Source organism: Lysinibacillus sp. VIII_CA (genome assembly GCF_049943995.1).
Taxonomy (GTDB): Bacteria; Bacillota; Bacilli; order Bacillales_A; family Planococcaceae; genus Lysinibacillus; species Lysinibacillus pinottii.
In genome coordinates this window covers 238480-262035 of record NZ_JBNFXM010000001.1, presented here as the reverse complement: position 1 = coordinate 262035, position 23556 = coordinate 238480, and the positions used below count along the sequence as shown (strand labels likewise).

General features: G+C 37.5%; 28 protein-coding genes. All 28 read left to right on the top strand.

Features of this window, described 5'->3' with window-relative positions; all coding sequences use genetic code 11:
• Nucleotide 1 precedes the first annotated feature (1 nt).
• The 28 genes from ACP3VS_RS01340 (at nucleotide 2) to rpsB (ending at nucleotide 23515) form a co-directional block, all read left to right on the top strand.
• Complete coding sequence (locus tag ACP3VS_RS01340) at nucleotides 2-610, top strand: MotE family protein (protein WP_012293264.1); 609 nt, start codon at nucleotides 2-4, stop codon at nucleotides 608-610.
• 24 nt (nucleotides 611-634) lie between these two features.
• Nucleotides 635-1894 carry a flagellar hook-length control protein FliK gene (locus ACP3VS_RS01335; protein ID WP_426388310.1) on the top strand — a complete coding sequence of 420 codons (1260 nt, stop codon included), beginning with the start codon at nucleotides 635-637 and terminating at the stop codon, nucleotides 1892-1894.
• 3 nt (nucleotides 1895-1897) lie between these two features.
• Nucleotides 1898-2584: a flagellar hook assembly protein FlgD gene (gene flgD / locus ACP3VS_RS01330; protein WP_012293266.1), complete on the top strand. Its 687-nt coding sequence runs from the start codon at nucleotides 1898-1900 to the stop codon at nucleotides 2582-2584.
• 15 nt (nucleotides 2585-2599) lie between these two features.
• Nucleotides 2600-2968, top strand: coding sequence for a TIGR02530 family flagellar biosynthesis protein (locus ACP3VS_RS01325; RefSeq protein WP_012293267.1), 369 nt, complete (start codon nucleotides 2600-2602; stop codon nucleotides 2966-2968).
• An 86-nt stretch (nucleotides 2969-3054) separates the two neighbouring features.
• Nucleotides 3055-4023: a flagellar basal body rod protein FlgG gene (flgG, locus tag ACP3VS_RS01320; protein ID WP_012293268.1), complete on the top strand. Its 969-nt coding sequence runs from the start codon at nucleotides 3055-3057 to the stop codon at nucleotides 4021-4023.
• 104 nt (nucleotides 4024-4127) lie between these two features.
• Complete coding sequence (locus tag ACP3VS_RS01315) at nucleotides 4128-4349, top strand: flagellar FlbD family protein (protein WP_012293269.1); 222 nt, start codon at nucleotides 4128-4130, stop codon at nucleotides 4347-4349.
• Nucleotides 4339-4767 carry a flagellar basal body-associated protein FliL gene (gene fliL / locus ACP3VS_RS01310; protein WP_008180761.1) on the top strand — a complete coding sequence of 143 codons (429 nt, stop codon included), beginning with the start codon at nucleotides 4339-4341 and terminating at the stop codon, nucleotides 4765-4767. Before ACP3VS_RS01315 ends, fliL begins: the two co-directional genes overlap by 11 nt.
• A gap of 31 nt (nucleotides 4768-4798) precedes the next feature.
• A complete protein-coding gene (fliM, locus tag ACP3VS_RS01305; protein WP_012293271.1) occupies nucleotides 4799-5794 on the top strand; it encodes a flagellar motor switch protein FliM in 996 nt (331 codons plus the stop codon).
• Nucleotides 5787-7010 (top strand): flagellar motor switch phosphatase FliY, encoded by a 1224-nt coding sequence (gene fliY / locus ACP3VS_RS01300; RefSeq protein ID WP_012293272.1) that lies wholly within the window; start codon nucleotides 5787-5789, stop codon nucleotides 7008-7010. Before fliM ends, fliY begins: the two co-directional genes overlap by 8 nt.
• Nucleotides 7011-7031: 21 nt before the next feature.
• Entirely contained in the window at nucleotides 7032-7394 is a 363-nt protein-coding gene (locus tag ACP3VS_RS01295; protein WP_008180756.1) for a response regulator, read from the top strand.
• 4 nt (nucleotides 7395-7398) lie between these two features.
• Nucleotides 7399-8079 (top strand): flagellar biosynthetic protein FliO, encoded by a 681-nt coding sequence (locus ACP3VS_RS01290; protein ID WP_012293274.1) that lies wholly within the window; start codon nucleotides 7399-7401, stop codon nucleotides 8077-8079.
• Nucleotides 8076-8741 carry a flagellar type III secretion system pore protein FliP gene (gene fliP, locus ACP3VS_RS01285; protein WP_012293275.1) on the top strand — a complete coding sequence of 222 codons (666 nt, stop codon included), beginning with the start codon at nucleotides 8076-8078 and terminating at the stop codon, nucleotides 8739-8741. Before ACP3VS_RS01290 ends, fliP begins: the two co-directional genes overlap by 4 nt.
• Before the next feature lie 13 nt (nucleotides 8742-8754).
• Nucleotides 8755-9024: a flagellar biosynthesis protein FliQ gene (gene fliQ, locus ACP3VS_RS01280; protein WP_012293276.1), complete on the top strand. Its 270-nt coding sequence runs from the start codon at nucleotides 8755-8757 to the stop codon at nucleotides 9022-9024.
• A 4-nt stretch (nucleotides 9025-9028) separates the two neighbouring features.
• Complete coding sequence (gene fliR, locus ACP3VS_RS01275; protein WP_012293277.1) at nucleotides 9029-9802, top strand: flagellar biosynthetic protein FliR; 774 nt, start codon at nucleotides 9029-9031, stop codon at nucleotides 9800-9802.
• Nucleotide 9803: 1 nt separating this feature from the next.
• Nucleotides 9804-10892 carry a flagellar biosynthesis protein FlhB gene (flhB, locus tag ACP3VS_RS01270; RefSeq protein WP_012293278.1) on the top strand — a complete coding sequence of 363 codons (1089 nt, stop codon included), beginning with the start codon at nucleotides 9804-9806 and terminating at the stop codon, nucleotides 10890-10892.
• A 24-nt stretch (nucleotides 10893-10916) separates the two neighbouring features.
• Nucleotides 10917-12947, top strand: coding sequence for a flagellar biosynthesis protein FlhA (gene flhA / locus ACP3VS_RS01265; protein ID WP_012293279.1), 2031 nt, complete (start codon nucleotides 10917-10919; stop codon nucleotides 12945-12947).
• Nucleotides 12947-14143 carry a flagellar biosynthesis protein FlhF gene (gene flhF, locus ACP3VS_RS01260; RefSeq protein ID WP_012293280.1) on the top strand — a complete coding sequence of 399 codons (1197 nt, stop codon included), beginning with the start codon at nucleotides 12947-12949 and terminating at the stop codon, nucleotides 14141-14143. Before flhA ends, flhF begins: the two co-directional genes overlap by 1 nt.
• Nucleotides 14140-15015: a MinD/ParA family protein gene (locus ACP3VS_RS01255; protein WP_012293281.1), complete on the top strand. Its 876-nt coding sequence runs from the start codon at nucleotides 14140-14142 to the stop codon at nucleotides 15013-15015. The genes flhF and ACP3VS_RS01255 overlap by 4 nt, the downstream gene beginning before the upstream one ends.
• Entirely contained in the window at nucleotides 15016-16167 is a 1152-nt protein-coding gene (locus ACP3VS_RS01250) for a protein-glutamate methylesterase/protein-glutamine glutaminase (RefSeq protein WP_031418992.1), read from the top strand.
• 15 nt (nucleotides 16168-16182) lie between these two features.
• The gene (locus ACP3VS_RS01245; protein ID WP_426388309.1) at nucleotides 16183-18255 is read left to right on the top strand and encodes a chemotaxis protein CheW; all 2073 of its coding nucleotides are present in this window, start codon (nucleotides 16183-16185) and stop codon (nucleotides 18253-18255) included.
• Between the two features lie 27 nt (nucleotides 18256-18282).
• On the top strand, nucleotides 18283-18729 hold the full coding sequence (locus tag ACP3VS_RS01240; RefSeq protein ID WP_008180734.1) for a chemotaxis protein CheW: 447 nt from the start codon (nucleotides 18283-18285) through the stop codon (nucleotides 18727-18729).
• 9 nt (nucleotides 18730-18738) lie between these two features.
• The gene (locus tag ACP3VS_RS01235; protein ID WP_012293284.1) at nucleotides 18739-19371 is read left to right on the top strand and encodes a chemotaxis protein CheC; all 633 of its coding nucleotides are present in this window, start codon (nucleotides 18739-18741) and stop codon (nucleotides 19369-19371) included.
• Nucleotides 19371-19877 (top strand): chemotaxis protein CheD, encoded by a 507-nt coding sequence (locus ACP3VS_RS01230; protein ID WP_012293285.1) that lies wholly within the window; start codon nucleotides 19371-19373, stop codon nucleotides 19875-19877. The genes ACP3VS_RS01235 and ACP3VS_RS01230 overlap by 1 nt, the downstream gene beginning before the upstream one ends.
• On the top strand, nucleotides 19877-20248 hold the full coding sequence (locus ACP3VS_RS01225; protein WP_426388308.1) for a hypothetical protein: 372 nt from the start codon (nucleotides 19877-19879) through the stop codon (nucleotides 20246-20248). The genes ACP3VS_RS01230 and ACP3VS_RS01225 overlap by 1 nt, the downstream gene beginning before the upstream one ends.
• Nucleotides 20249-20951: 703 nt before the next feature.
• Nucleotides 20952-21722, top strand: coding sequence for a FliA/WhiG family RNA polymerase sigma factor (locus ACP3VS_RS01220; RefSeq protein WP_008180720.1), 771 nt, complete (start codon nucleotides 20952-20954; stop codon nucleotides 21720-21722).
• A gap of 23 nt (nucleotides 21723-21745) precedes the next feature.
• The gene (locus ACP3VS_RS01215) at nucleotides 21746-22054 is read left to right on the top strand and encodes a hypothetical protein (RefSeq protein WP_012293288.1); all 309 of its coding nucleotides are present in this window, start codon (nucleotides 21746-21748) and stop codon (nucleotides 22052-22054) included.
• Nucleotides 22055-22063: 9 nt separating this feature from the next.
• Entirely contained in the window at nucleotides 22064-22639 is a 576-nt protein-coding gene (locus ACP3VS_RS01210; RefSeq protein ID WP_031418999.1) for a hypothetical protein, read from the top strand.
• Nucleotides 22640-22795: 156 nt separating this feature from the next.
• Nucleotides 22796-23515, top strand: coding sequence for a 30S ribosomal protein S2 (gene rpsB / locus ACP3VS_RS01205; RefSeq protein WP_004269262.1), 720 nt, complete (start codon nucleotides 22796-22798; stop codon nucleotides 23513-23515).
• The last annotated feature ends 41 nt before the right edge of the window (nucleotides 23516-23556 follow it).

Here is a 23556-nt window from a genome sequence, read left to right as displayed (position 1 = left end):
CATGGTGAAAAAAGACAATCGATTGACAGCAGAATTAGTAGAACAGCCACCTAAGAAAAAAGCTGGAGGCTTTCTAAAGTTTTTTACTTGGATCGTACTGCCACTTATGTTTGTAGTAGCTGTTTTACTTGTTGTGGCTACGTTAATGAATACAAATGTTTTTGACTTAGGAAAAAAGGCAATTGGCAATTTACCTTTTGTTCCTTCAGAAGAACAGCAAGCAAAAGATGCTGTCGTAAACAATGATTCGAAAATAGTTAATTTACAGGCAGAGATTCAAGAAAAAGAAGCAGAAATTACACAACTACAAAAAAAGTTGGATACAACAACATCTGAAAAAGAGAAGCTTACGATTGAAAAAGAGCAACTTCAATTTGAAATTGAAAAATTAAATCGACAACAAGATGATGTGAAGCGGGATTTCAATGATATATTATCGACGTTCGATAAAATGTCTCCTAAATCTGCAGCACCGGTATTAATTAATATGAGCGATGCAGAAGCACTGCGCATTTTAACCAATTTAAAACCTGATAAACTAGCAGCAATTTTAGAGAAAATGGACGCTAAGGATGCAGCGAAATATACGGAGCTCATGGCTAAACAGTAGAAATCACGAAAGGAGGTGAAAAGAGTGGATATAGCAATGATGAAAATGATAACACAATCAGCCCCTACTAAAAATGCGGCAACAAAACCGTCAACAGTTAGTAGCTCTGATGGAAAGATTAATGGAACATCGAAACAGGATAATTTATCAAAATTCGGCTCTGTTTTTGGACAAGTCCTATCTTCCTCAACCCAACCAAATCAATCTTCACAAGCTACTTCAAACAATGAACTGGCTGATTTACAGCAGGTTTTAAACGCTGATTCATTGGAAGAGGTACTAGATTTATTAGGAGTCTCACACGATGATGGATTATTAATACTTCAGCTTGGAGAAGAAGGTAAAGCAGTGTCTATGGACGAAATGCTTGAATTAAACAATATACTAAACGCATTAGGTATTGATGATGAGCAGCTCCAAAAAATAGTTCAGCAGCTATTAGGAGAAGAAAAAGAAGCTAGTGACGTTTGGGAGCTATTATCATTAGTAGATGCTCAGGCGCCAATTCTACAATCGCTGATAGGTACTGCACTACAAGGAGAAGGTCAAGTAACACCAAAAGAGGCAACGCAAATTCTTCAAGTGTTAAAGCTAGTACAATTAGTAGGACAAAAGTCGGACTTAACAGCTCCGCAAGAAAATTTGTTAACAACCGTTAAAAGTCTTTTAACGACGTTACAAACGCAAGTCGAAACGATACAAGTAACAACAACCAAATCAACAGGCACATTTTCATTACAAGGCTTCCAGCAAGTCCAAATGACCAAGCAAAGTGAGACAAATTCTCATGAAATGGTGACACCGCAAACGGTACAAACCAAACCAGATACGTTCCAGGTAACTTTACCTACTGCTAAGCCTGCACAGTCAGAGGCTTTATTAAAAGAAATGCAAGCCATTATCAATAGAGCCCAAATTTCCAATGCACAAGGGATCACACGATTAACAATCAAATTGTATCCAGAAAATTTAGGTACAATTCGTATAGAGCTTGTGCAAAATGATGGTGTATTGACAGCTCGTCTACTAGCTTCTACAGCCCATGGACGTGAAATGCTTGATAGTCAAGCACATCAGCTAAAACAGGCATTTGTTCAGCAGAACATTCAAGTGGATCGTCTGGATATTGCACAATCATTACAGGATGCAGATCGCCAGCAACGTGATCAAAACTTCTTTAATAATTTCTTTAGACAACAACAGGACGAAGAACAGCAGCAAAAAACTGAGGATGATGAAGAAGAGAAATCCTTTAGTGACTATTTATTAAACGAGGAGGTGTAATGGATGGCGGATTCAACGTCTAAAGTAAAGAATGCATCCATAACGGACGATCTTTACTATTCGAATTATAAAAAACCAACCAAACAAACAGGGAATAGTGAACTTGGCAAAGATGCCTTTCTTCAACTGTTAATTACCCAATTACAGCATCAGGATCCAACAAATCCAATGAATGACCGAGAATTCATTTCACAAATGGCGCAGTTTTCTTCTTTAGAACAAATGCAGAACATGACAAAGGCAGTAGAATCTTTATTAGCATCACAGCAACAAACACAAATGATGAATTATGCTACCTTTGTTGGTAAAGAAGTCAAATGGCATGAGATTTCAGATAAAACAGATGAAAAAGGAGAGCCAATCGTAAATGAAGGCTCAGGTGTAATTGAATCCTTGAAATTTGTAGATGGCAGTGTTGTCTTCAAATTAGCAGATGGGAAAGAAATAACGCCTGGTAATATTTCTGGAATCCTTGGCTCTGGAACAAGTCCAGATGGGAATAATCCTGTGCCAGAATCTCCACTTGTTCAGGCTAGTAAATTGATAGGTAAAAAAGTGACATATCAAGATGGTGAGCAGGAATTACAAGGGAGAATCGTTTCTGTTTCCAATAAAGATGGCGTCATTTACTACCTATTAGATAATGATAAAAAACTAACTGATAAAGATTTTACAGTTATAAGCGAATAAAGGTGGGGAAAAGTGATGGATAAATTTTCAATTCATCGTGTACCCTTGCATCCATCTGTTCGTGCAAATCAACCTACACCCATTCATTCACAGCAATCCTTTAAAGCCCATTTACAGGAAGCTTCAAAGCAAGAGCTGAAGGTGAGCAAACATGCGCATGAACGTATCACGGAGCGTAAAATTGACATCTCTGAACAAGAATGGCAGGTTGTCTCGGATAAGGTATTTGAAGCTCACTCAAAAGGTGTTAAACAGCCATTAGTCTTGATGGATCAAGCAGCTTTAATTGTCAGTGCTAAAAACGCTACTGTCATTACAGCAATGGATCGCACGGAAGCAAAGCAACAGTTATTTACAAATATTGATGGCACGATCGTGCTTTAAAGGCTGGACCTTCTTATGAAAGGAAGCCTTCGTGATGCTGATTGATAGAAGCACACAAATAAAAATTGAAGGGAGAACGAAAACTTATGTTACGTTCTATGTATTCAGGTATTTCAGGTCTTAAAAACTTCCAAACAAAGCTGGATGTTATTGGTAATAACATTGCGAATGTTAATACTGTTGGCTTTAAAAAAGGGCGTGTACTTTTTAAAGATTTAATGTCTCAAACACAAGCCGGTGCATCTGCCGCAACAGCAACACGAGGTGGTGTGAACCCACAACAAGTTGGTTTAGGTTCACAATTAGCAGCTATTGACACAATACATGGTGGCGGCTCTTTACAAGGTACTGGGCGTGGGCTGGACTTAGGGATTGAAGGAGATGGCTTCTTCATGGTTGCTGATGCAAATGGAGCTCCAGACCCAGATAGTGGATTCATCGGTGAAGAAGGATTCAACAATACCCTATTTACTCGTAATGGTGTTTTCTATATGGATAGCAATGGCTATTTAGTTAATGCTGACGGTAAATATTTAGTAGGTGTTTCTGCTGGGGAAGACATTGTTATGGAAGCTGATGACGATGGTATTAATCCAGATGATGCACCAATTGCTTCAGGAGATGAAGGTGCCAACTTATTTGATGATGATGGTGTCCTAGACCCTGAAGATGGAGAGGTAGGACCAATCCGTATTCCAACGACTGCTAAAGAGATTAGCATCGGAGCTAATGGTACGATCGAATATGTGGATCTAAATGGTAATCGCAAATGGGCTGGGCAGCTGATTATGGCTAAATTCCCTAACGCTGGTGGTCTTGCTAAGGTTGGTGGAAACTATTATCAACAAACGGCAAACTCTGGTGCTGCATATGCACAAGTAGCCACTGTTGCAGGGATGGGTAAAGTAGTACCTGGAACAGTTGAGATGTCCAATGTAGACTTATCGGAAGAATTTACAGAGATGATTGTAGCTCAACGTGGTTTCCAAGCGAATACTCGTATTATTACAACATCAGATGAAGTGTTACAAGAGCTTGTAAACTTAAAACGTTAATGATTGATTAGAAGTCCTTTAATTCATAATGGACGTTTTAATAAACATATTTTCATATGAGGGAGGGTCGGGCCGGCTCTCATGCTAGACCCGGCCCTAATTCAATGATTGAACTAACACGTCTTAATGGCAAAGCATTTACATTAAATGCTTTATACATAGAAACAGTCGAATCATTTCCAGATACGACCATTACTTTAACAACTGGAACAAAATTTATTGTTTTAGAGAGTGAAGATGAGGTGCGACAAAAGGTAACTGCCTTTTATAACAATATACAAATACTATCCAACCCGCATCTACGAGGTGAAAAAGATGAAGAATAATAAAATGTTAACAATGATTATTATTTTGCTAGTAGCAGTCATACTGATCGGGGTTATCTTGTTTGTATTGCTTACACAATTTAATAAACCGACAGGAGCTATTGAACCAACCATTGATGAAATTGTTGAGGCAACCGTGGAGATTCCAGAAATCACGACGAATCTTGCAGATAAAAGAGTAGTGCGCTTGTCATTAAAAGTTCAAACGACAAGCAAAGATGCTGCTGCAGAATTAACAAAGCGTGTTTTCCAAGTGCAAAACATTGCCATTCAAGAGCTTTCTGAAATGGAGCAAAAAGATTTAGAAGGTAAGCAAGGAAAGCAAATTTTCCAAAAATCATTAAAAACTAGAGTAAATGAATTGATGCAAGAGGGAGAAGTCCAGGAAGTATATTTTACCTCCTTCATCACTCAATAAAACAGAAACTGCTTGAAATGGAGGTGGGCAAATGGCAGGAGATGTGTTATCTCAATCCGAGATAGATGCGCTGCTTTCCGCTATATCAACTGGGGAAATGTCAGCAGATGACATAAAAAAGGAGGATGAGGGACGTAAGGTTAAAGTTTATGACTTTAAACGTGCGCTCCGCTTCTCAAAAGATCAAATCCGAAGTTTGACCCGAATACACGAAAATTTTGCACGACTATTGACAACCTTCTTCTCTGCACAGCTTAGAAGCTATGTGCAAATTACGGTTGCTTCAGTAGACCAAATACCATTTGAAGAGTTCGTCCGTTCGATTCCGAATATGACACTCATAAATGTATTTGAAGTGCCACCATTAGATGGTAATATATTGATGGAAATAAATCCGAACATTGCCTATTCCATGCTTGATCGTATAATGGGCGGTAGTGGGGCGAGTCATAGTAATGTGGATAATCTAACTGAAATTGAAACAAAAATTATGACAAACCTTTTTGAACGCTCATTCGACAATTTACGCGAGGCTTGGGAAAATGTTGCGGAAATAGATCCGATTTTAGTGGAACTTGAAGTGAATCCACAATTTTTACAAATGATCTCACCAAATGAAACAGTAGTTGTCATTTCGTTAAATACGATTATTGGTGAAACAAGCGGTATGATAAATATTTGTATTCCGCATGTTGTATTGGAGCCGATTGTTCCAAATCTTTCTGTTCGCTATTGGATGCAAACAAATACGAAAGAAATGTCTCCAGAGCAAACAAAAATGCTTGAAACACGCGTAAAACAAGCAAAATTACCTCTTTCAGTTGAATTAGGGCTAACGGATATCACGATAGAGGATTTCCTTACAATGCAAATTGGTGATGTTATACAGTTAGAGCAAAAAATTAATGACCCACTTCTATTGAAGGTAGGGACATTACCAAAATTCACTGTTCAACCAGGTAAGCAAGGCAAAAAATTAGCAATCCAGATTATCGACCCTTTGAAAGGAGGAGACGAAGATGAGTGATGAAATGCTCTCCCAAGAAGAAATTGAAGCGTTATTAAGGGGCGAGACGTTGGAAGATAAAAACAGCGGCACTGAAGCTTCTTCAATTGATGAAACAAATGATTTACGAGTAGAGGATTACCTTGATTCGTTTGCACAAGATGCATTAGGTGAGGTAGGCAATATTTCTTTCGGTAGTTCTGCCACAGCACTATCGGCGTTATTAGGACAAAAAGTAGATATTACTACCCCAAGTATATCAATGATTAATCGAAATAAATTAGAAGAGGAGTTTCCACATCCTTATGTAGCTGTACAAGTGGAATATACGATTGGCTTAACAGGTATGAATTTACTTGTTATTAAACAATCTGATGCAGCTATTATTGCAGACCTAATGTTAGGTGGCGATGGATTAAATCCGAAACCTGACTTAGGAGAAATTCAGTTAAGTGCTGTTCAAGAGGCAATGAATCAAATGATGGGCTCTGCGGCTACATCTATGTCAACAGTATTCAACAAAAAAGTAGATATTTCGCCACCAACAATTGACTTAATGAATATTTCTCAAAATGAAGGTCGAGAAAATATCCCTGAAGATGATTTGCTAGTTAAAGTATCCTTTAGATTAAAAATTGGTAATTTAATTGATTCGAATTTAATGCAATTATTACCGCTAAAATTTAGTCAAAACATCGTAAAATCTCTATTAGGAGAAACTGAGTCTATTGAAGAACCTGTGGCTGCAACGATAGCACCTGAGGCACCGCCAATTACAGCACCACCTGTTCAAACACAAGCGCCTGTTATGCCACCGCCTGCACAGCCTGTTTATCAGCAGCCGGAAGCAACTATGCAACAACCTGTTTATCAGGAGCCACAGCAGTTTGCTCAACCAGCGAGAGCTGCACAGCCAGTGAATGTTCAACAAGCACAATTTGCTAGCTTCGATTCAAATGTAATCTCTCAATCTGAAGCTAGAAATTTAAATATGCTACTTGATATTCCATTGCAAGTTACTGTAGAGTTAGGACGTACGAAACGTTCTGTTAAAGAGATTTTAGAACTATCCAGTGGTTCGATTATTGAGTTAGATAAATTAGCAGGGGAGCCTGTTGATATTTTAGTGAATAGTCGTTTAATCGCTAAAGGTGAAGTCGTTGTTATTGATGAAAACTTTGGTGTACGTATTACAGATGTTTTAAGTCAAGCAGAGCGTTTAAATAATTTAAGATAGTTTCAATTGGAGGAGTTAACCATGTCTAAAAGAATTTTGATTGTAGACGACGCTGCATTTATGCGTATGATGATCAAGGATATTTTGTCGAAAAATGGATTTGAGGTTGTTGGAGAGGCGGCAGATGGATTACAAGCTGTTGAAAAGTACAACGAATTGAAGCCAGATTTAGTAACAATGGATATCACAATGCCAGAAATGGATGGTATTGCGGCTCTTAAAGCAATTAAGGGATCAGATCCAAGTGCAACTGTAATCATGTGTTCTGCAATGGGACAACAAGCAATGGTAATCGATGCAATTCAAGCTGGTGCGAAAGACTTTATTGTTAAGCCTTTCCAAGCAGACCGAGTAATTGAAGCGATCCAAAAAGCGCTAGGATGATTGCATGAAAATGTTAAAATCATTTCGTTTAACGATGATTTTTGCATTTCTTGTATCCTTCCTGTTTTTGTACCCGACACCAACTTCTGTTTATGCAGACTCTGATACGAATAGTGTGACAGATTGCATTAAAGACCCAGAAGCTTGTTATGGAGATACGACTGATCCAGCTGCTAAACAAGAACCAAGTGTATCAGCAGCTGGAGATATATCTGCATGGGAATACATAAAAATGGTTTTAGCGCTTATTTTTGTTGTAGCTTTGTTTTATGGTTTAATGAAGTTTTTAAATAAACGTAATTTAAACTTTCAACGTAATCAAATGATACAAAATTTAGGCGGTTTATCGTTAGGTGCGCAAAAATCAGTACAGCTTTTACAAGTAGGTAAAACCATGTATTTAGTGGGGGTCGGTGAAGACGTTCAGCTATTACGTGAAATTACTGATCCTGAAGAAATAGAAGCACTGTTAGCACTATATAACGAAAGGCAAGAACTTGCAGCAACATCACCTTATATTGCAGAAGTATTTTCTAAGTTTAAGAAAAAAGATAGAGAGAATTTGCAAAATGAACAAAAGCAAGAGACATTTGGCAAGCTCTTTGAAAAAAAGATATCCGAAATTAAACAGGAGCGCAGTGAAGAGATTGAGAGATGGAAGCAAAAGGAGAAGGATGATAAATGAATGATTTAATCAATATTTTTTCCAATAGCGATCCAACCAACGTCTCAACATCTGTTAAGCTCTTATTACTACTAACTGTTTTATCACTGGCACCAAGTATTTTAATTTTAATGACATCCTTTGCTCGTATTGTCATCGTTTTATCCTTTGTGCGTACGGCACTGGCTACACAACAAATGCCACCTAATCAGGTGATTGTTGGTTTAGCCTTATTTTTAACGTTCTTCATTATGGCGCCAACCTTTCAAGAGGTCAATAAAGAGGCTTTGCAACCACTATTTTCTGAAGAAATTGGTTTAGAGGAAGCTTATGATCGGGCAAGCTTGCCATTTAAAGAATTTATGAGTAAGCATACTAGACAAAAGGATCTAGACTTGTTTTTATCGTACAATCAAGCAGAAAAACCAGCATCAGTGGAAGAAATCCCACTGACAATGCTTGTGCCAGCATTTGCTTTAAGTGAAATTAAAACAGCATTTCAAATAGGTTTTATGATTTTTATTCCATTCCTAGTGATCGATATGATTGTTGCGAGTACATTAATGTCGATGGGGATGATGATGTTACCGCCAGTAATGATTTCATTGCCGTTCAAAATCTTATTGTTTGTTCTGGTCGATGGCTGGTATCTCGTCATGAAATCGCTACTACAAAGTTTTTAGGGGATGATACAGTATGACAGGTGAATTGGTTATTTCCGTTGCAGAACGTGCCATTATGATTATCCTTCTAACAAGCGGTCCATTACTATTAGTAGCTTTAATCACTGGTTTGGCTGTAAGTATTTTTCAAGCTACGACTTCGATTCAAGAGCAAACATTAGCTTTTGTACCGAAAATTGTCGCCGTCTTAGTGGCCATCGTGTTCTTTGGCCCATGGATGCTATCTCAAGTTACTAGCTATGCGAGAGACATTTTTGAGAATTTAACACGTTATATAGGGTGAGTCCATGAATGAATTAATTCCGCATTTAACGGTTTTCTTATTGGTGCTTGTGCGTGTTTCAGCATTTTTTGTTACGGTTCCTTTTTTTTCCTATAGAACCATACCACCACAAGTCAAAATTACTCTCGCATTGGTTTTAGCTTGGATGATGTATTACACAATTGATGTTGAGCCATTTGCATTCAATGATGATTACATATTATTAGTGATGAAAGAAGCACTTGTTGGCCTGTTACTCGGTCTAGTAGGTTATATTATTATGTCTGCCATTCAAATTGCAGGGAGCTTTATTGATTTCCAAATGGGTTTTGCCATTGCCAATATTATTGATCCGCAAACAGGTGCTCAAAGTCCATTAATAGGACAGTTCTTTAATATGCTAGCATTCCTTTTATTATTAGCCATTAATGGACATCATATGATTCTTGATGGAATTTACTATAGTTATCAATTTTTACCTATGGATCAATTCCCTAGTTTTACAAATGATAGCTTTCCGCAATTTATCATCACAACATTTACAGCCGTTTTTGCCATTGCATTTCAGATGGCTGCACCTGTTGTGGCTACCCTATTTTTAGTCGATTTAGCTTTAGGAATAACTGCGAAAACAGTACCACAATTAAATATATTTGTTGTTGGTTTTCCTATTAAAATAGGAGTTAGTTTTTTAGTGTTATTTACAATGATGGCTGTAATGATTCAAGTTATTCAAAAGTTAATCACTATTATGATTTACGGCATGCGTGATTTAATGGCCATTTTAGGTGGTGGATAACATGAAACTACTACTCAATTTAGATATCCAGTTTTTTTCAGGAGAAAAAACTGAAAAGGCGACGCCAAAGAAACGCCAAGATGCTCGAAAAAAGGGACAAGTTGTTAAGAGTCAAGATGTAACAAGTGCCATCGTCATGCTGATGGTCTTTATCTTCTTATTTTTCTTTGCAGGTTCTTTACGGGATGAGCTATTAGCGTTTTTTAGACAAACCTTTATCCATAACATACGCATCGAAACACTGACTATTGACAGTGTGATGCACTTATTTATAGACACATTAATTCAAATGGCTTTCATTATTGTACCGATTATGGCAATAGCTGTTGTTGGAGCACTTGCAGGTAACTTTTTGCAATTTGGCTTTTTATTTACTTTGGAGCCAATGAAATTTGATCTGAAAAAGATGGACCCTATAAAAGGGTTGAAAAGAATATTTTCGGTAAAGGCAATCGTAGAGTTGCTGAAATCTGTATTAAAGATTGGCTTTATCGGTAGTGTAACGACAATTATTATCTGGACAAACCTGCCAGAGGTTTTAGCTTTATCCTTTAAAAGTCCATGGATAACGCTCATTACAGTCGGAAAACTTGTCGGCATTATGGGCATAGCGGCATCATTAGTTTTACTTTGTGTATCCATTTTGGATTGGCTGTATCAAAAATTTGATTATGAAAAAAATCTTAAAATGTCTAAGCAAGATATTAAAGATGAATATAAAAATAGTGAGGGTGACCCGCTGATTAAATCGAAAATCAAACAACGTCAGCGCGAAATGGCGATGCGTCGGATGATGTCAGAGATTCCAAGTGCAGATGTGGTTATTACTAACCCTACTCACTATGCGATTGCCCTCAAATATGACGAGGAAAGCATGGATGCACCTCGGGTAATTGCAAAGGGTACAGACTTTATCGCTCAAAAAATAAAGCTGATTGCCAAAGAGCATGACGTCATTATGGTGGAAAATCGGCCTTTAGCTCGCGCCATGTATGATCAAGTTGAAATTGGTGATCCCGTACCAGAAGAATTTTTCAAGGCAGTAGCAGAAATACTCGCTTATGTTTACCGTATTAAACGTAAAATTTAAAGCTTTTTAGTAGGAGGGACACAAATGAAAGTTCGCGATATTGGGGTTTTAGGTGCGGTTATTTTAATCGTTGCGATGCTCATCATCCCTCTTCCTCCGTGGATGTTAAGTTTCTTAATTGTCATTAATATTACATTAGGATTAATTGTACTGCTAACAGCAATGAGTATGAAGGAAGCATTAGACTTCTCTATTTTTCCTTCGGTTATTTTACTTTTAACCTTATTCCGATTAGGACTGAGTGTTTCCACAACCCGTGCGATCTTAGCAAATGGGGACGCGGGATCTGTCGTAGAAACATTTGGTGATTTCGTAGTCGGGGGAAATATTCTCGTAGGTTTAGTTGTCTTTTTAATTCTAGTATTAATTCAGTTTATTGTGATTACAAAGGGTGCAGAGCGGGTAGCTGAAGTAGCAGCTCGTTTCACACTCGATGCAATGCCAGGTAAACAAATGAGTATTGATGCTGACTTAAATGCAGGAATAATTTCCGAAAAGGAAGCACGCGAACGACGTGAAAAAGTAGCGGGCGAAGCGGACTTCTACGGAGCGATGGATGGTGCCACAAAATTCGTAAAAGGGGATGCCATTGCCTCGATGGTCATGGTTATTATCAACTTATTATTCGGAATCATCATCGGAGTTGTCCAAATGGGACTCCCATTTGCAGAAGCTGCAACTCATTTTTCTAAGCTAACCGTTGGGGACGGTATTGTTTCCCAAATTCCTGCCTTGCTTATTTCAACAGCAACAGGGATTGTGGTAACTCGCGCCTCTTCTAAAGGAAGTCTTGGTCAGGATATAACAGGACAATTATTTGCTCAAGCAAAGTTACTCTATGTAGCTGGAGGTACCATAGTATTACTAGGATTATTTACACCAATTCCTAACTGGGTAACACTCCCAATAGGTCTATCCCTCATTGCTGGAGCTTATATGATGGAACGTAAGAAACCAGAGGATGAAGAGGAATTACTTGAAATTGAAGAAGAAGTGGCAACAGACGGCATGAAGAGCCCTGAAAATGTTGTGAATTTATTAAATGTGGACCCAATCGAATTTGAATTTGGTTATGGATTAATTCCATTAGTAGATGCTGCTCAAGGTGGGGATTTATTAGATCGTGTCATTATGATCCGTCGTCAGTTAGCACTAGAATTAGGGATTGTCATCCCGGTTGTTCGTATTCGAGATAATATTCAGCTTCAACCAAATGAATATCGAATAAAAATTAAAGGAAACGAAATGGCACGAGGTGAGCTTTTACTGGATCATTATTTAGCTATGAGCCCAGGTGATGATGATTCTATTGAAGGTATTGATACAGTAGAGCCATCATTTGGATTGCCAGCTAAGTGGATTACAGAGCAAGTGAAGGAAGATGCTGAAATTTATGGCTACACGGTTGTGGACCCACCAAGTGTGGTATCCACGCATTTAACCGAAATAATTCGTGCGAATGCTCACGAATTATTAGGTCGTCAAGAGACGAAGCAGTTAATAGATCACTTACGAGAAACTCATCCTATTTTAGTAGAAGAGCTAACACCGACACCTTTATCGACTGGAGAAATCCAAAAAGTACTTGGTAAACTACTGCGAGAAAATGTTTCTGTTCGGAACTTACCAATTATTTTTGAAACTCTAGCAGACTATGCAAAGGTAACTAGTGATACAGATATCTTAACCGAGTATGTTCGTCAATCATTGGCCCGTCAAATTACATCTCAGTATGTGGGAGATAGTTCAGCATTAAAAGTTATTACAGTTTCAGGTAAAGTAGAAAAAATGATTGCTGATAGTATTCAGCAAACAGATCACGGAAATTATTTAGCAATGGATCCTCAAGATTCCCAAACGGTCCTAGAGACAATTGCAGCAGAAATAGAGCGTGTGTCCTTTATGGAACAATCGGCTATTATTTTATGTTCTCCCGCAGTGCGTATGTATTTACGACAGCTAACGGAGCGTTATTTCCCGCAAATTCCAGTTCTTTCTTATAATGAGTTGGATGCTTCTATTGAAATTCAAAGTGTTGGGGTGGTGAATGTTTAATGAAAATGAAAAAATATTATGCATCTTCCATACCAGAGGCTATGAAGCAAGTACGTGCAGAACTTGGTGAGGACGCTGTCATTTTGAATTCTAAAGTTGTCATCACGAAGAAATTTTTCGGTATGATTAAACAAAAAAGTTTCGAAGTAGTTGCAGGAGTGGATGGGATGGAGCCAAGTCAAGTGGCTCCAGCACCAACGCCTGTAGCACTACCTATCGCAACTAAGGAAAATGTGAGACTACAAGATATTACAAATGCGATTCAAGCAAAAATTCATCAAGATCAACCATCGCCAAATGTAGTTAAAAACGAGGACACTGGCATTTCAGAAGAATTGAGGAAGGAAATTGCAGATTTAAAATCTTTAATGCAATCGATGCATAAAAAGACTACCCAAGCTCAATATCCCGATGAACTCTTACCCTTCATTGAATACTTAAGACAGCAAGAGCTAAATGAAGAGCTCATCACAACGATAGGTGATGAGCTTTTTATGCATTTCAAAGAAGCGTCAGAAATAAATTTCTCACAATGTAAAATGGTAACGAAAAATCTACTACGTAAGAGATTAGAAGATCTGCCTATTGGAGGATTGTCCTATGAAAGAAAATATATCAACGTATTAGGTCCTACAGGCGTGGGTAAAACAACGACAATCGCCAAAATGGCAGCTAGAGCAGTTTTAGAAAAGAAGAAGAAAATTGGATTTATTACGACAGATACGTATCGAATCGCAGCAATAGAACAGCTAAAAACCTATGCTGGCCTTTTACAGGCACCCGTTGAAATTGCTTACAATGCAACAGATTTCGAACAAGCTATTCAAAGGTTATCACATTTAGACTTAGTGTTTATTGATACAGCTGGTAGAAATTATAAAGAGATCAAGTATGTGGATGATCTTCAACGTCTTATAAAATTTGATGATCAAGCAGAATCCTTTTTAGTACTGGCGATGACCACGAAAGAAAAGGATATGGCGAACATTATCGACCAATTTAATCAGCTGCCAATTGAAAAATTTATATTCACAAAAATTGATGAAACAAATTCTATTGGCACAATGCTCAATTTAATGATTAAATATAATAAAGGACTTGCTTACTATACGAATGGTCAAGAAGTACCAGAAGATATTGAAGAAGCTGATTTAGAAGCAGTACTTAATTTGTTTTTTCAAGGTGAAGAGAAATGAGAGACCAAGCTGAAACATTACGCTTGAAAATGATGAAGCAGCAAGGCGATTTAGGTCGAGCAATTGCAGTTGTCAGTGGCAAAGGTGGGGTTGGTAAAAGTAACTTCACGATGAATTTTGCCTTGTCTTTGGCCCAAAAGGGGAAAAAAGTTGTCATTGTAGATATGGATATTGGGATGGGAAATATCAATATTTTAATTGGGAAAAGTGCTTCCAATAGTTTGAAAGATTTCTTAGAAGGAAATAAGCTACTAGAAGAGGTAATATTTGAAGGACCCCATGGTTTAAGATATATATCAGGTGGGTCGGGCATGACAAATATTTTTAATTGGTCCGAAATGATGTTTGAGCAGCTTATTCAAGCATTTGAACAACTTCAGAAAAACTATGATTATATTTTATTTGATATGGGGGCAGGTGCCACAAATTGGTCGCTAGATTTACTCACATCAATAGACGAAATTATTGTAATTTCAACGGCAGAGCCGACCGCAATTACGGACGCTTATTCTATGATGAAATATATTCATATGCGAGATGCTGATAAGCAGTTTTTTGTCCTCTGTAACCGTGCATTTAGTAAAGAAGAAGGCATCGAAACAAACGAACGTTTAAAATTAGCCATGAAACGTTTTTTAGACAAAGAAGTCACGATTCTCGGTTCATTACCCGAAGATTCGATTGTGCGGAAGGCTGTGCGTGAGCAAGTCCCATTTTCACTTGCTTATCCAGACGCACTGATTTCTAAGACATTACAACTCATAGTGATTCGTTTTATGGAGCACCGTGTGGAGGAAATACATGCACATGATCAGACAGCGAAGAAATTTTTAACGAAACTAAGAAGTATTTTTTCGAAAGGGCGTGATTAATTGGACTTTTTACATAAAAGCAAGCTATTAGTTGTGGATGATTCTGCTTTTATGAGAAAGCTAATTAGTGACTTTTTTGTTGGCAACTCGAAGGTGGAAGTAGTTGGAACTGCACGAAATGGAAAAGATGCAATCAAAAAGATACAATCATTGAAGCCATCAGTTGTGACAATGGATATTGAGATGCCTGAAATGAATGGGCTAGATGCATTAAAAGAAATAATGATACAATGTCCAGTTCCTGTAATCATGCTCTCTAGCACCACTCAGCGTGGAACAGAAAATGCTATAGCAGCTATTGAAAGTGGTGCTGTAGATTTTGTCGCAAAGCCAAGCGGAACAATATCTCTTGATTTACATAAAATCCAAAGTGAGCTTGTTCACAAAGTAGAACAAGCAGCAATGGTGCCAATTTCCAAATTGAAAAAACCTTCTGGTAGTAAACGACAACAAGATTCAGTAACAAAAGTGAGTACCGTAAACAAAGATTTACAACAACATCAAATACCTATTCCTGTGAATGCTACTGCTTCTAAAGTAGCTATAACTAAGTCGCATACTGAATGGAATAAAGCGGGGAAAAAGATTGTGCTAATCGGTACATCTACAGGAGGACCTCGTGCGCTACAGGAGGTCATTACAAAAATTCCTAAGTCTATTCAAGCTCCTATCCTCATCGTCCAGCATATGCCTGCTGGATTTACAAAATCTCTCGCTACGCGTCTAGATCAGCTAAGTGAAGTAGTTGTTAAGGAGGCGGAGCAAGGAGATATTTTACAAAATGGAGTGGCTTATATTGCCCCAGGTGGCTATCACCTAAAGCTTAGGAAAGTAGGGACAACCTTTGGTATTGTTCTTGATAATCAAGAAGCGCCAAGATCAGGTCATAGACCATCAGTAGATGTGATGTTTGAAGATGTTAGTCAATATAAGGATTTTGATAAAGTAGCAGTGATTATGACCGGTATGGGGCATGATGGTTCGAATGGACTGAAAGCATTAAAAAAAACCGGTAATGTTATTGCCATTGCTGAGTCAGCAGAAACTTGCATTGTATATGGTATGCCAAAAGCAGCGGTAGAAACGCAACTAGTTGATGAAGTAGCCGATGTAGATGATATAGCACTAACAATAATGAAATATTTGCCTTAAAAGGGGTGTCCTCTTATGGAAGTCAATCAATATTTAGAGATGTTTATCGAAGAAAGTAAAGAGCATTTACAAGCATGTAGTGAACATTTATTAGCATTAGAAAAAAATCCAGATGATTTGGCAATTGTTGGGGAAATATTCCGATCTGCCCATACTTTAAAAGGTATGTCTGCCACAATGGGTTTTGAAGATTTAGCCGATTTAACACATAAAATGGAAAATGTATTAGATGCAATTCGTAATGAAAAAATCCATGTAACACCTGAAATTTTGGATGTGGTCTTTGAATCTGTTGACCATCTAGAAGAAATGGTTATGGATATTGCGAACGGCGGTGATGGTAAACGTGATGTGTCAGCAACTGTCGCTCAACTTAAGCGAATAGAGTTAGGTGAGGAAGCAGTACCAGAGGTGGTTGCAACCGTTGCAGAACCAGCATCTGTGGAATGTGTTTTAGAATATGATAGTTTTGAACAAACAGTTATCACACAATCGGCTGAACAAGGTTTCCATGCCTATGAAATTTCAGTAAAATTACGAGAAGATTGTCTATTAAAGGCTGCACGTGTATTTATGGTCTTTGAGATTTTAGAAAAAGATGGAGAGGTTATTAAATCGAGTCCATCTGTTGAAAAGCTAGAAGATGAACAATTTGATCAACAGTTTTATGTAGCCTTTGTGACAAAAGAATCAGCAGAAGATATGCAGAAAAAGATCATGAAAGTTTCAGAGGTTGAAGAAGTTATTGTTACAGCAATTGACCAAAAGAAATTTAGTGAAAGAGAATATGAATCACAGCAAGAAGTGGCTGCAACTGCATTGGCTGTAGCGGAAGTAGAATCTACATCTACTCCTGACCCTTCTAAACCTGAACCAGTCGCGCAGTCTGTAAAAACAGCAGCACCAGCAAAGGTTGAAAAAAATCATGCACCTGTTGGGAATAAAACGATTCGTGTAAATATTGAACGTCTTGATATTTTAATGAATTTGTTTGAAGAACTTGTCATTGACCGTGGTCGATTACAATCTATTGCCACAGAGGTAAACCATGGTGAACTAAACGAAACTGTGGAGCGAATGAGCCGTGTTATGGGTGATTTGCAAACAATCATTTTAACAATGCGTATGGTGCCAGTTGAAACAGTGTTCAACCGTTTCCCAAAAATGATTCGTCAGCTATCACGAGATTTAAATAAGAAAATTAATCTTGAAATTATTGGTGCTGAAACAGAGCTAGATCGTACAGTTATCGATGAAATTGGTGACCCGCTTGTTCACTTAATCCGAAATTCTGTAGACCATGGCATTGAGAACCCAACATCGCGCCGTGCAAAAGGTAAGCCAGAAGAAGGTACGGTTGTCCTACGAGCTTACCATAGTGGGAACTATGTCTTTATTGAAATTGAAGATGATGGTGCAGGAATTAATCGTGATAAAGTACTAGCGAAAGCTATTTCAAAAGGTATTGTGACGCAAGAACAATCTTACTCAATGTCTGATAATCAAATCAATGAGCTTATTTTAGCTTCAGGCTTCTCGACTGCTGATGTCATTTCTGATGTATCTGGTCGTGGAGTAGGGTTAGATGTTGTTAAAACGACGATTGAATCACTTGGCGGTAATATTTCAATTGAATCGACACAAGATGTTGGTTCCATCTTTTCTATCCAATTACCACTAACATTATCGATTATTTCTGTCATGCTTGTGGAAATTGAAAAAGAAATTTATGCAATTCCATTATCATCTATAATTGAAACATCTATTATCCGTTCATCGGAGATTATGAATGCGCATAATCAAAAAGTAATCGACTTCCGTGGCAAGGTTGTACCGTTGGTATTCTTAGAGGAAATCTTTGAAGTACCTCGTACAGAGCCGCAAGATGAAGAATTCCATTCAGTAGTGATTGTTCGCAAAGGTGAAAAACTTGCTGGTTTAGTGGTGGATTCCTTCATTGGACAACAAGAAATTGTCTTGAAGTCTTTAGGAAATTACTTAACAAATATTTTTGCTATTTCAGGTGCGACTATTTTAGGAAATGGTAAAGTAGCCTTAATTGTGGATTGTAACGCATTAATAAAATAAGGTGAATGAATAAGAGAGGTGTAAAAGATGACAAACGCAGTGGAACAAGAAAGTATTAAAGTAATTGTATTTCAACTAGCCAATAAAGAATATGCAATTCCAGTGTCCCATGTTCAGGGTATAGAAAAGTTAATGCATATTACGCGTGTACCGAAAACGGCGAAATATGTAAAAGGTGTTATCAATCTTCGCGGAGTCGTAACACCAATAGTGGATTTACGTGAACGCTTTGAATTACCTATTTCAGAACATGAGGAAACAACTCGTATTATCATTATCTCACTAGAAGATATGGAAGTAGGCTTTGTTGTAGATTCAGCAAACGATGTAATTGATATTCCTGCAAGTGCGATTGAACCACAACCAGAAGTTGTTGGCTCACTTGAGGAAGAATTTATTTCAGGTGTTGCTAAAGTAGAAAAACGATTATTAATCTTATTACATTTAGAAAAAGTATTAAATCCACTAAAGTAGGGATCGATCATGACATTTAATCAAAAGATTACCTCGCTACATTTAGATGTATTAAAGGAAATTGGCAATATTGGTGCTGCGCATGCCGCGACAGCACTTTCCAATTTACTTGGGAAAAAAATTGATATGCGTGTGCCAAAGGTAGAAATGGTGTCCTTTAACGATATGATGGAATTGGCTGGCGGATCAGAAAATGTCGTTGTTGGTATTTACCTTCGCATTGAAGGTGATGCTGAAGGAAGTATGTTCTTTATACTCCCTATTGAACAGGCAAACCGTTTTATTCGTCGACTCATTCATGATGAGACATTTGATTTTAAAAAACGACCTGTTTCTGAACTAGGGTTATCAGCTATGCAAGAAATGGGAAATATTTTATCAGGTTCCTATTTATCTGCCTTATCGGACTTCACTAATTTGAAAATTTATCCAACTGTGCCAGGCCTAAGCGTTGATATGTTTGGTGCAATTATAAGTATTGGTTTAATAGAATTATCACATGTAAGTGATAATGTCATTGTTATAAATACATCCATTTTTGAAGAAGGTGTAGAAGACCATGAAACTGTGAGAGGTCATTTCTTCCTATTACCAGATCCCGACTCATTTGATGCTATTTTTAAAGCATTAGGGGTTTCCTGATGATGCTAAGCAGTAATAGTGGGCAAGTGGTTAAAGTAGGAATTGCACAAATGGATGTAGTAAAGCTACCTAACACGATTCGAACTTCTGGTCTGGGTTCTTGTGTTGGCGTTATTTTATATGATGAGTCAAAAAAAATTGCTGGTTTAATCCATGTGATGTTACCAGATTCAAGCTTGGGAAGATCTGAGTCAATCAATGTAGCAAAATTTGCAGATTCGGGAATAGCAGCAATGATTGATCTATTAAAATTAGAGGGCGTTCAAAAATTTAAACTAAAGGCAAAAATTGCTGGGGGCGCACAGATGTTTCAATTTACTTCGGACAAAGATTCAATGCGCATCGGTCCTCGTAATGTAGAAGCTGTTAAAAATGAATTGAAAAGACATGGAATTCCTTTAGTGGCCGAGGATACTGGTGGAAACAGTGGTAGAACGATTGAATTTAATCCTGCCACATCGTCATTACATATTCGAACAGTTAACCAAGGAGTGAGCGAAATCTAATGTTTGGTTCCATATTTTATAACCTATGGGGAGCATTAATAGCTTTTACTATATATTTTTTTAGTACATTTCAAAAGCCTTACACTCCCCTTCGAGTCATTATCGGATCTTTTATCACAGCAATCATTGTATTCCTTGTGATGTATATCGTACGTACTTTAATAGCATACATATTGTATACGCCAGAGGTAAATGAGGAAGCAGTGGAAGGTGAACTAGGAGACAATGAACAAACGACTACTGAAGGCACAAATCAAGAAGTTGCTTCGGCTAATTCAACCGTTGAATTTCAAGATGAGAACTCAGAGGAGATTGCACAAGTGGTTCGAACGATGATGAATCGAGAAGAAGAACAACAAGTGAATGCTTAAAACAGAGAGTCGCCATGAGCGGCTCTTTTTTATTTGATCGCTCAGGAAAAACTGTATGGTAGGGGGAAACTTTTGTGAAATTTACTAGTGCAAACATAGTCTTAGTGGATGCTTCTTGCTGCTGAAGCAATCGCCCGCAACTCTCAACGTAAGATAATTATCTTTAATGGCATATCGTATCTAATTTTATGGAAAGCAATAATGTCAAAAGTGGTACTATTACGCTTCGGTCAACTAGCCATCCTTTTTTTGGCTGTTATAGACAAATGGTGAGTATATTGCAATTTTAAAGGTATTTATACCTGAAAAAATCAATAGATAAAGAGTCAAAATACTTCTTATAAGAATTAGTATATATGTAAAAAGAACTAACAAAATTAAAAAGTAAAAGCTTAATAATTTAGACATATTTTCAAACTGTATACTAGGTTAATGTATAACAGGGGGACAATTATAATTTGTTTGTATAAAACGAAGAGAGACTAAGAGAAACAAATGAAATTATAGTCGATTTTTGTTATAATAGTAGGAAAGATGGCAATAGCTTATCCATTTTTTTACTCTGTTGCGTGATGCTAAGAGTAGAACGGTTATGGATTTTATAAAAAATAATGGAGAAATCCTTATGAAAGAAAAGTTTTATGAGCGCAAGTAGTCAGTGGCAAACGGGCGCGTAAAGGCGTTTTTTAGAGAGGTGGATTTCATGACACAACCAATTCTGAACGATGAGCAAAAACTGTGGAATCGCTGGATACATGAGCGTGATCCAGATGCTGGTGATTTACTCATAAAAAAATATATTTCTTTAGTATCTTATCATGTTCAACGTATTAGTGCGGGTTTACCAAAGAGTGTATCTCGAGATGATTTAACGAGCTTAGGAATGATAGGATTATTTGATGCATTAAATAAATTTGATATTAATAGAGATTTGAAATTTGATACATATGCTTCATTTAGAGTAAGGGGAGCCATTATAGACGGGCTTCGTAAGGAAGATTGGCTACCACGCTCAGCGCGAGAAAAAGCCAAAAAATTAGATGCTCAGATTGAGCAATTAGAGCAAAAATATATGCGTCATGTTACACCTGAGGAACTTGCGAAGCATATGGAAGTACCTGTGGAAGATGTTTATCAGACAGTACAAGAGCATTTTTTTTCTAATGTTCTTTCCATTAATGAACAACAAGACCAAGAAGAGGTAGATGGAAAGTCGTTTGTCATACGAGACGATACGACAAAAACACCTGAACAATCGGTGGTTAAATCAGAGTTATTAGATGATTTAGCAGAAAATATTCAGAAGCTTAATGAAAAAGAACAATTGGTTCTAAGTTTATTTTATACGGAGGAACTAACTTTGACTGAAATTGGTGAAATGCTTGAATTATCAACATCACGTATTTCCCAAATCCATTCCAAAGCGCTTTTAAAGTTACGTAAATTATTATCTAGCGAAATGATGAATGCGTAAATATCCTTGAGGGAGAGATTCCGATGAGTTTAAAAGGGGTTGAATTGCAAATTGCGATTCCTAAAACATTTGAAGCTGGGAAAATGGCTGATCAAGTACAACAACAAGCTTTAGCTCAACAAGCACATGCCAATGAAGCGTTAAAAAAGGAAATAGAACGCAAGCAAAAAATTGTCAATACATCAGAAGGTATGGATGAAATAAATGAGGATGAAGATGCAGGTGGCGAATACTTAACGGATATTTACAAAAAGAAGAAAAAGCAACAGGATCAACAAGAAAAACAGGCACAACATCCGTTTAAAGGTAATTTCGTGGATTTTAGTGGATAGGAGTTTACAATGACAACCATACTAATAGCGGTACTATTCTTTTTACAGCTACTTACATTTTACTTCCTTATTATTTTAAATACTAAGCTAGCAAAATTTAAGGATTTAGAAAAGAAGCAAGAACGCTTAATGAGTGAAATGGACGATACCATTAGTGTCTATTTAACAGAAATGAAAGATGAAAACGACCGTCTTATTAAAGAACTACAAAATGTCTCACCTTCAGAGTTAGCAGCAACTAGCGTTCAGCAAACGGTAAGCTATGAACCTCAGCAGGAGCAGGCTTATTCGGCAGCAGAGCAAGAGCTGAAAAAGGACCGTCCATTAAGCTTAGATAAAGATGCTAGGCTCTATGTTCCTAAAAATATTGTAGCCAATGCTTATTCCCGTCAGAGACAGACAACTGAAACAATAGCTTCCTCACCGATGCCTTTAAAAGTAGAGCAAAAGGAAGAAGTTAAAGAGCTAACAATGGAGCAACAGGCATTAAATTTAGCTAAGCAGGGTAAATCAACAGAAGAAATAGCGAAACAACTGCAAAAGGGAAAAACAGAAATCGAGCTTTTACTGAAATTTCATCACTAAATTGTTGCTAACTGGGAAAAGCTATGATATAGTTGCAAATGGTGTTATTACTACACACGCATTTTGATGTAGTAAGTGGTGCTCTAAGATTAGGGTAGCTTGTTGCAGAAGATAAATGCGGAGGATAAAAACCAAACATACTAGGAGGAAATTCACATGTCAGTAATTTCTATGAAACAATTACTTGAAGCTGGTGTACATTTCGGTCACCAAACTCGTCGTTGGAACCCAAAAATGAAGAAATATATCTTCGTAGAACGTAACGGGATTTACATCATCGACTTACAAAAAACTGTTAAAAAATTAGAGGAAGCTTATGACTTCATGCGTCAAGTTGGTCAAGACGGTGGTAAAGTTCTTTTCGTTGGTACGAAAAAACAAGCACAAGAAGCGATCAAAGATGAAGCTGAACGTTCAGGCAACTACTACATCAACCAACGTTGGTTAGGTGGTACTCTTACTAACTTCGGTACAATTCAAAAACGTGTTGCACGTATGAAACAAATCGAAAAAATGGAAGAAGAAGGTACTTTCGAAGTTCTTCCTAAAAAAGAAGTAATCCAACTTAAAAAAGAACACGAGCGTCTAATCAAATTCTTAGGCGGTATCCGTGATATGCACGATCTTCCAGACGTAATGTTCGTGGTTGACCCACGTAAAGAACGTATTGCGGTTGCTGAAGCTCGTAAATTAAACATCCCTCTAGTAGGTATTGTTGATACAAACTGTGATCCAGATGAAATCGACTACGTAATCCCTGCTAACGATGATGCTATTCGCGCTGTTAAACTTTTAACTGCTAAAATGGCTGACGCTTTAATCGAGTCAAAACAAGGTGAAGAAGAAGCTCCAGCTGTAGAAGCTGCTGCTGAGTAATTCACGTTTACAAAAAGGTGATAAGTGGCTCAAAACCCTTA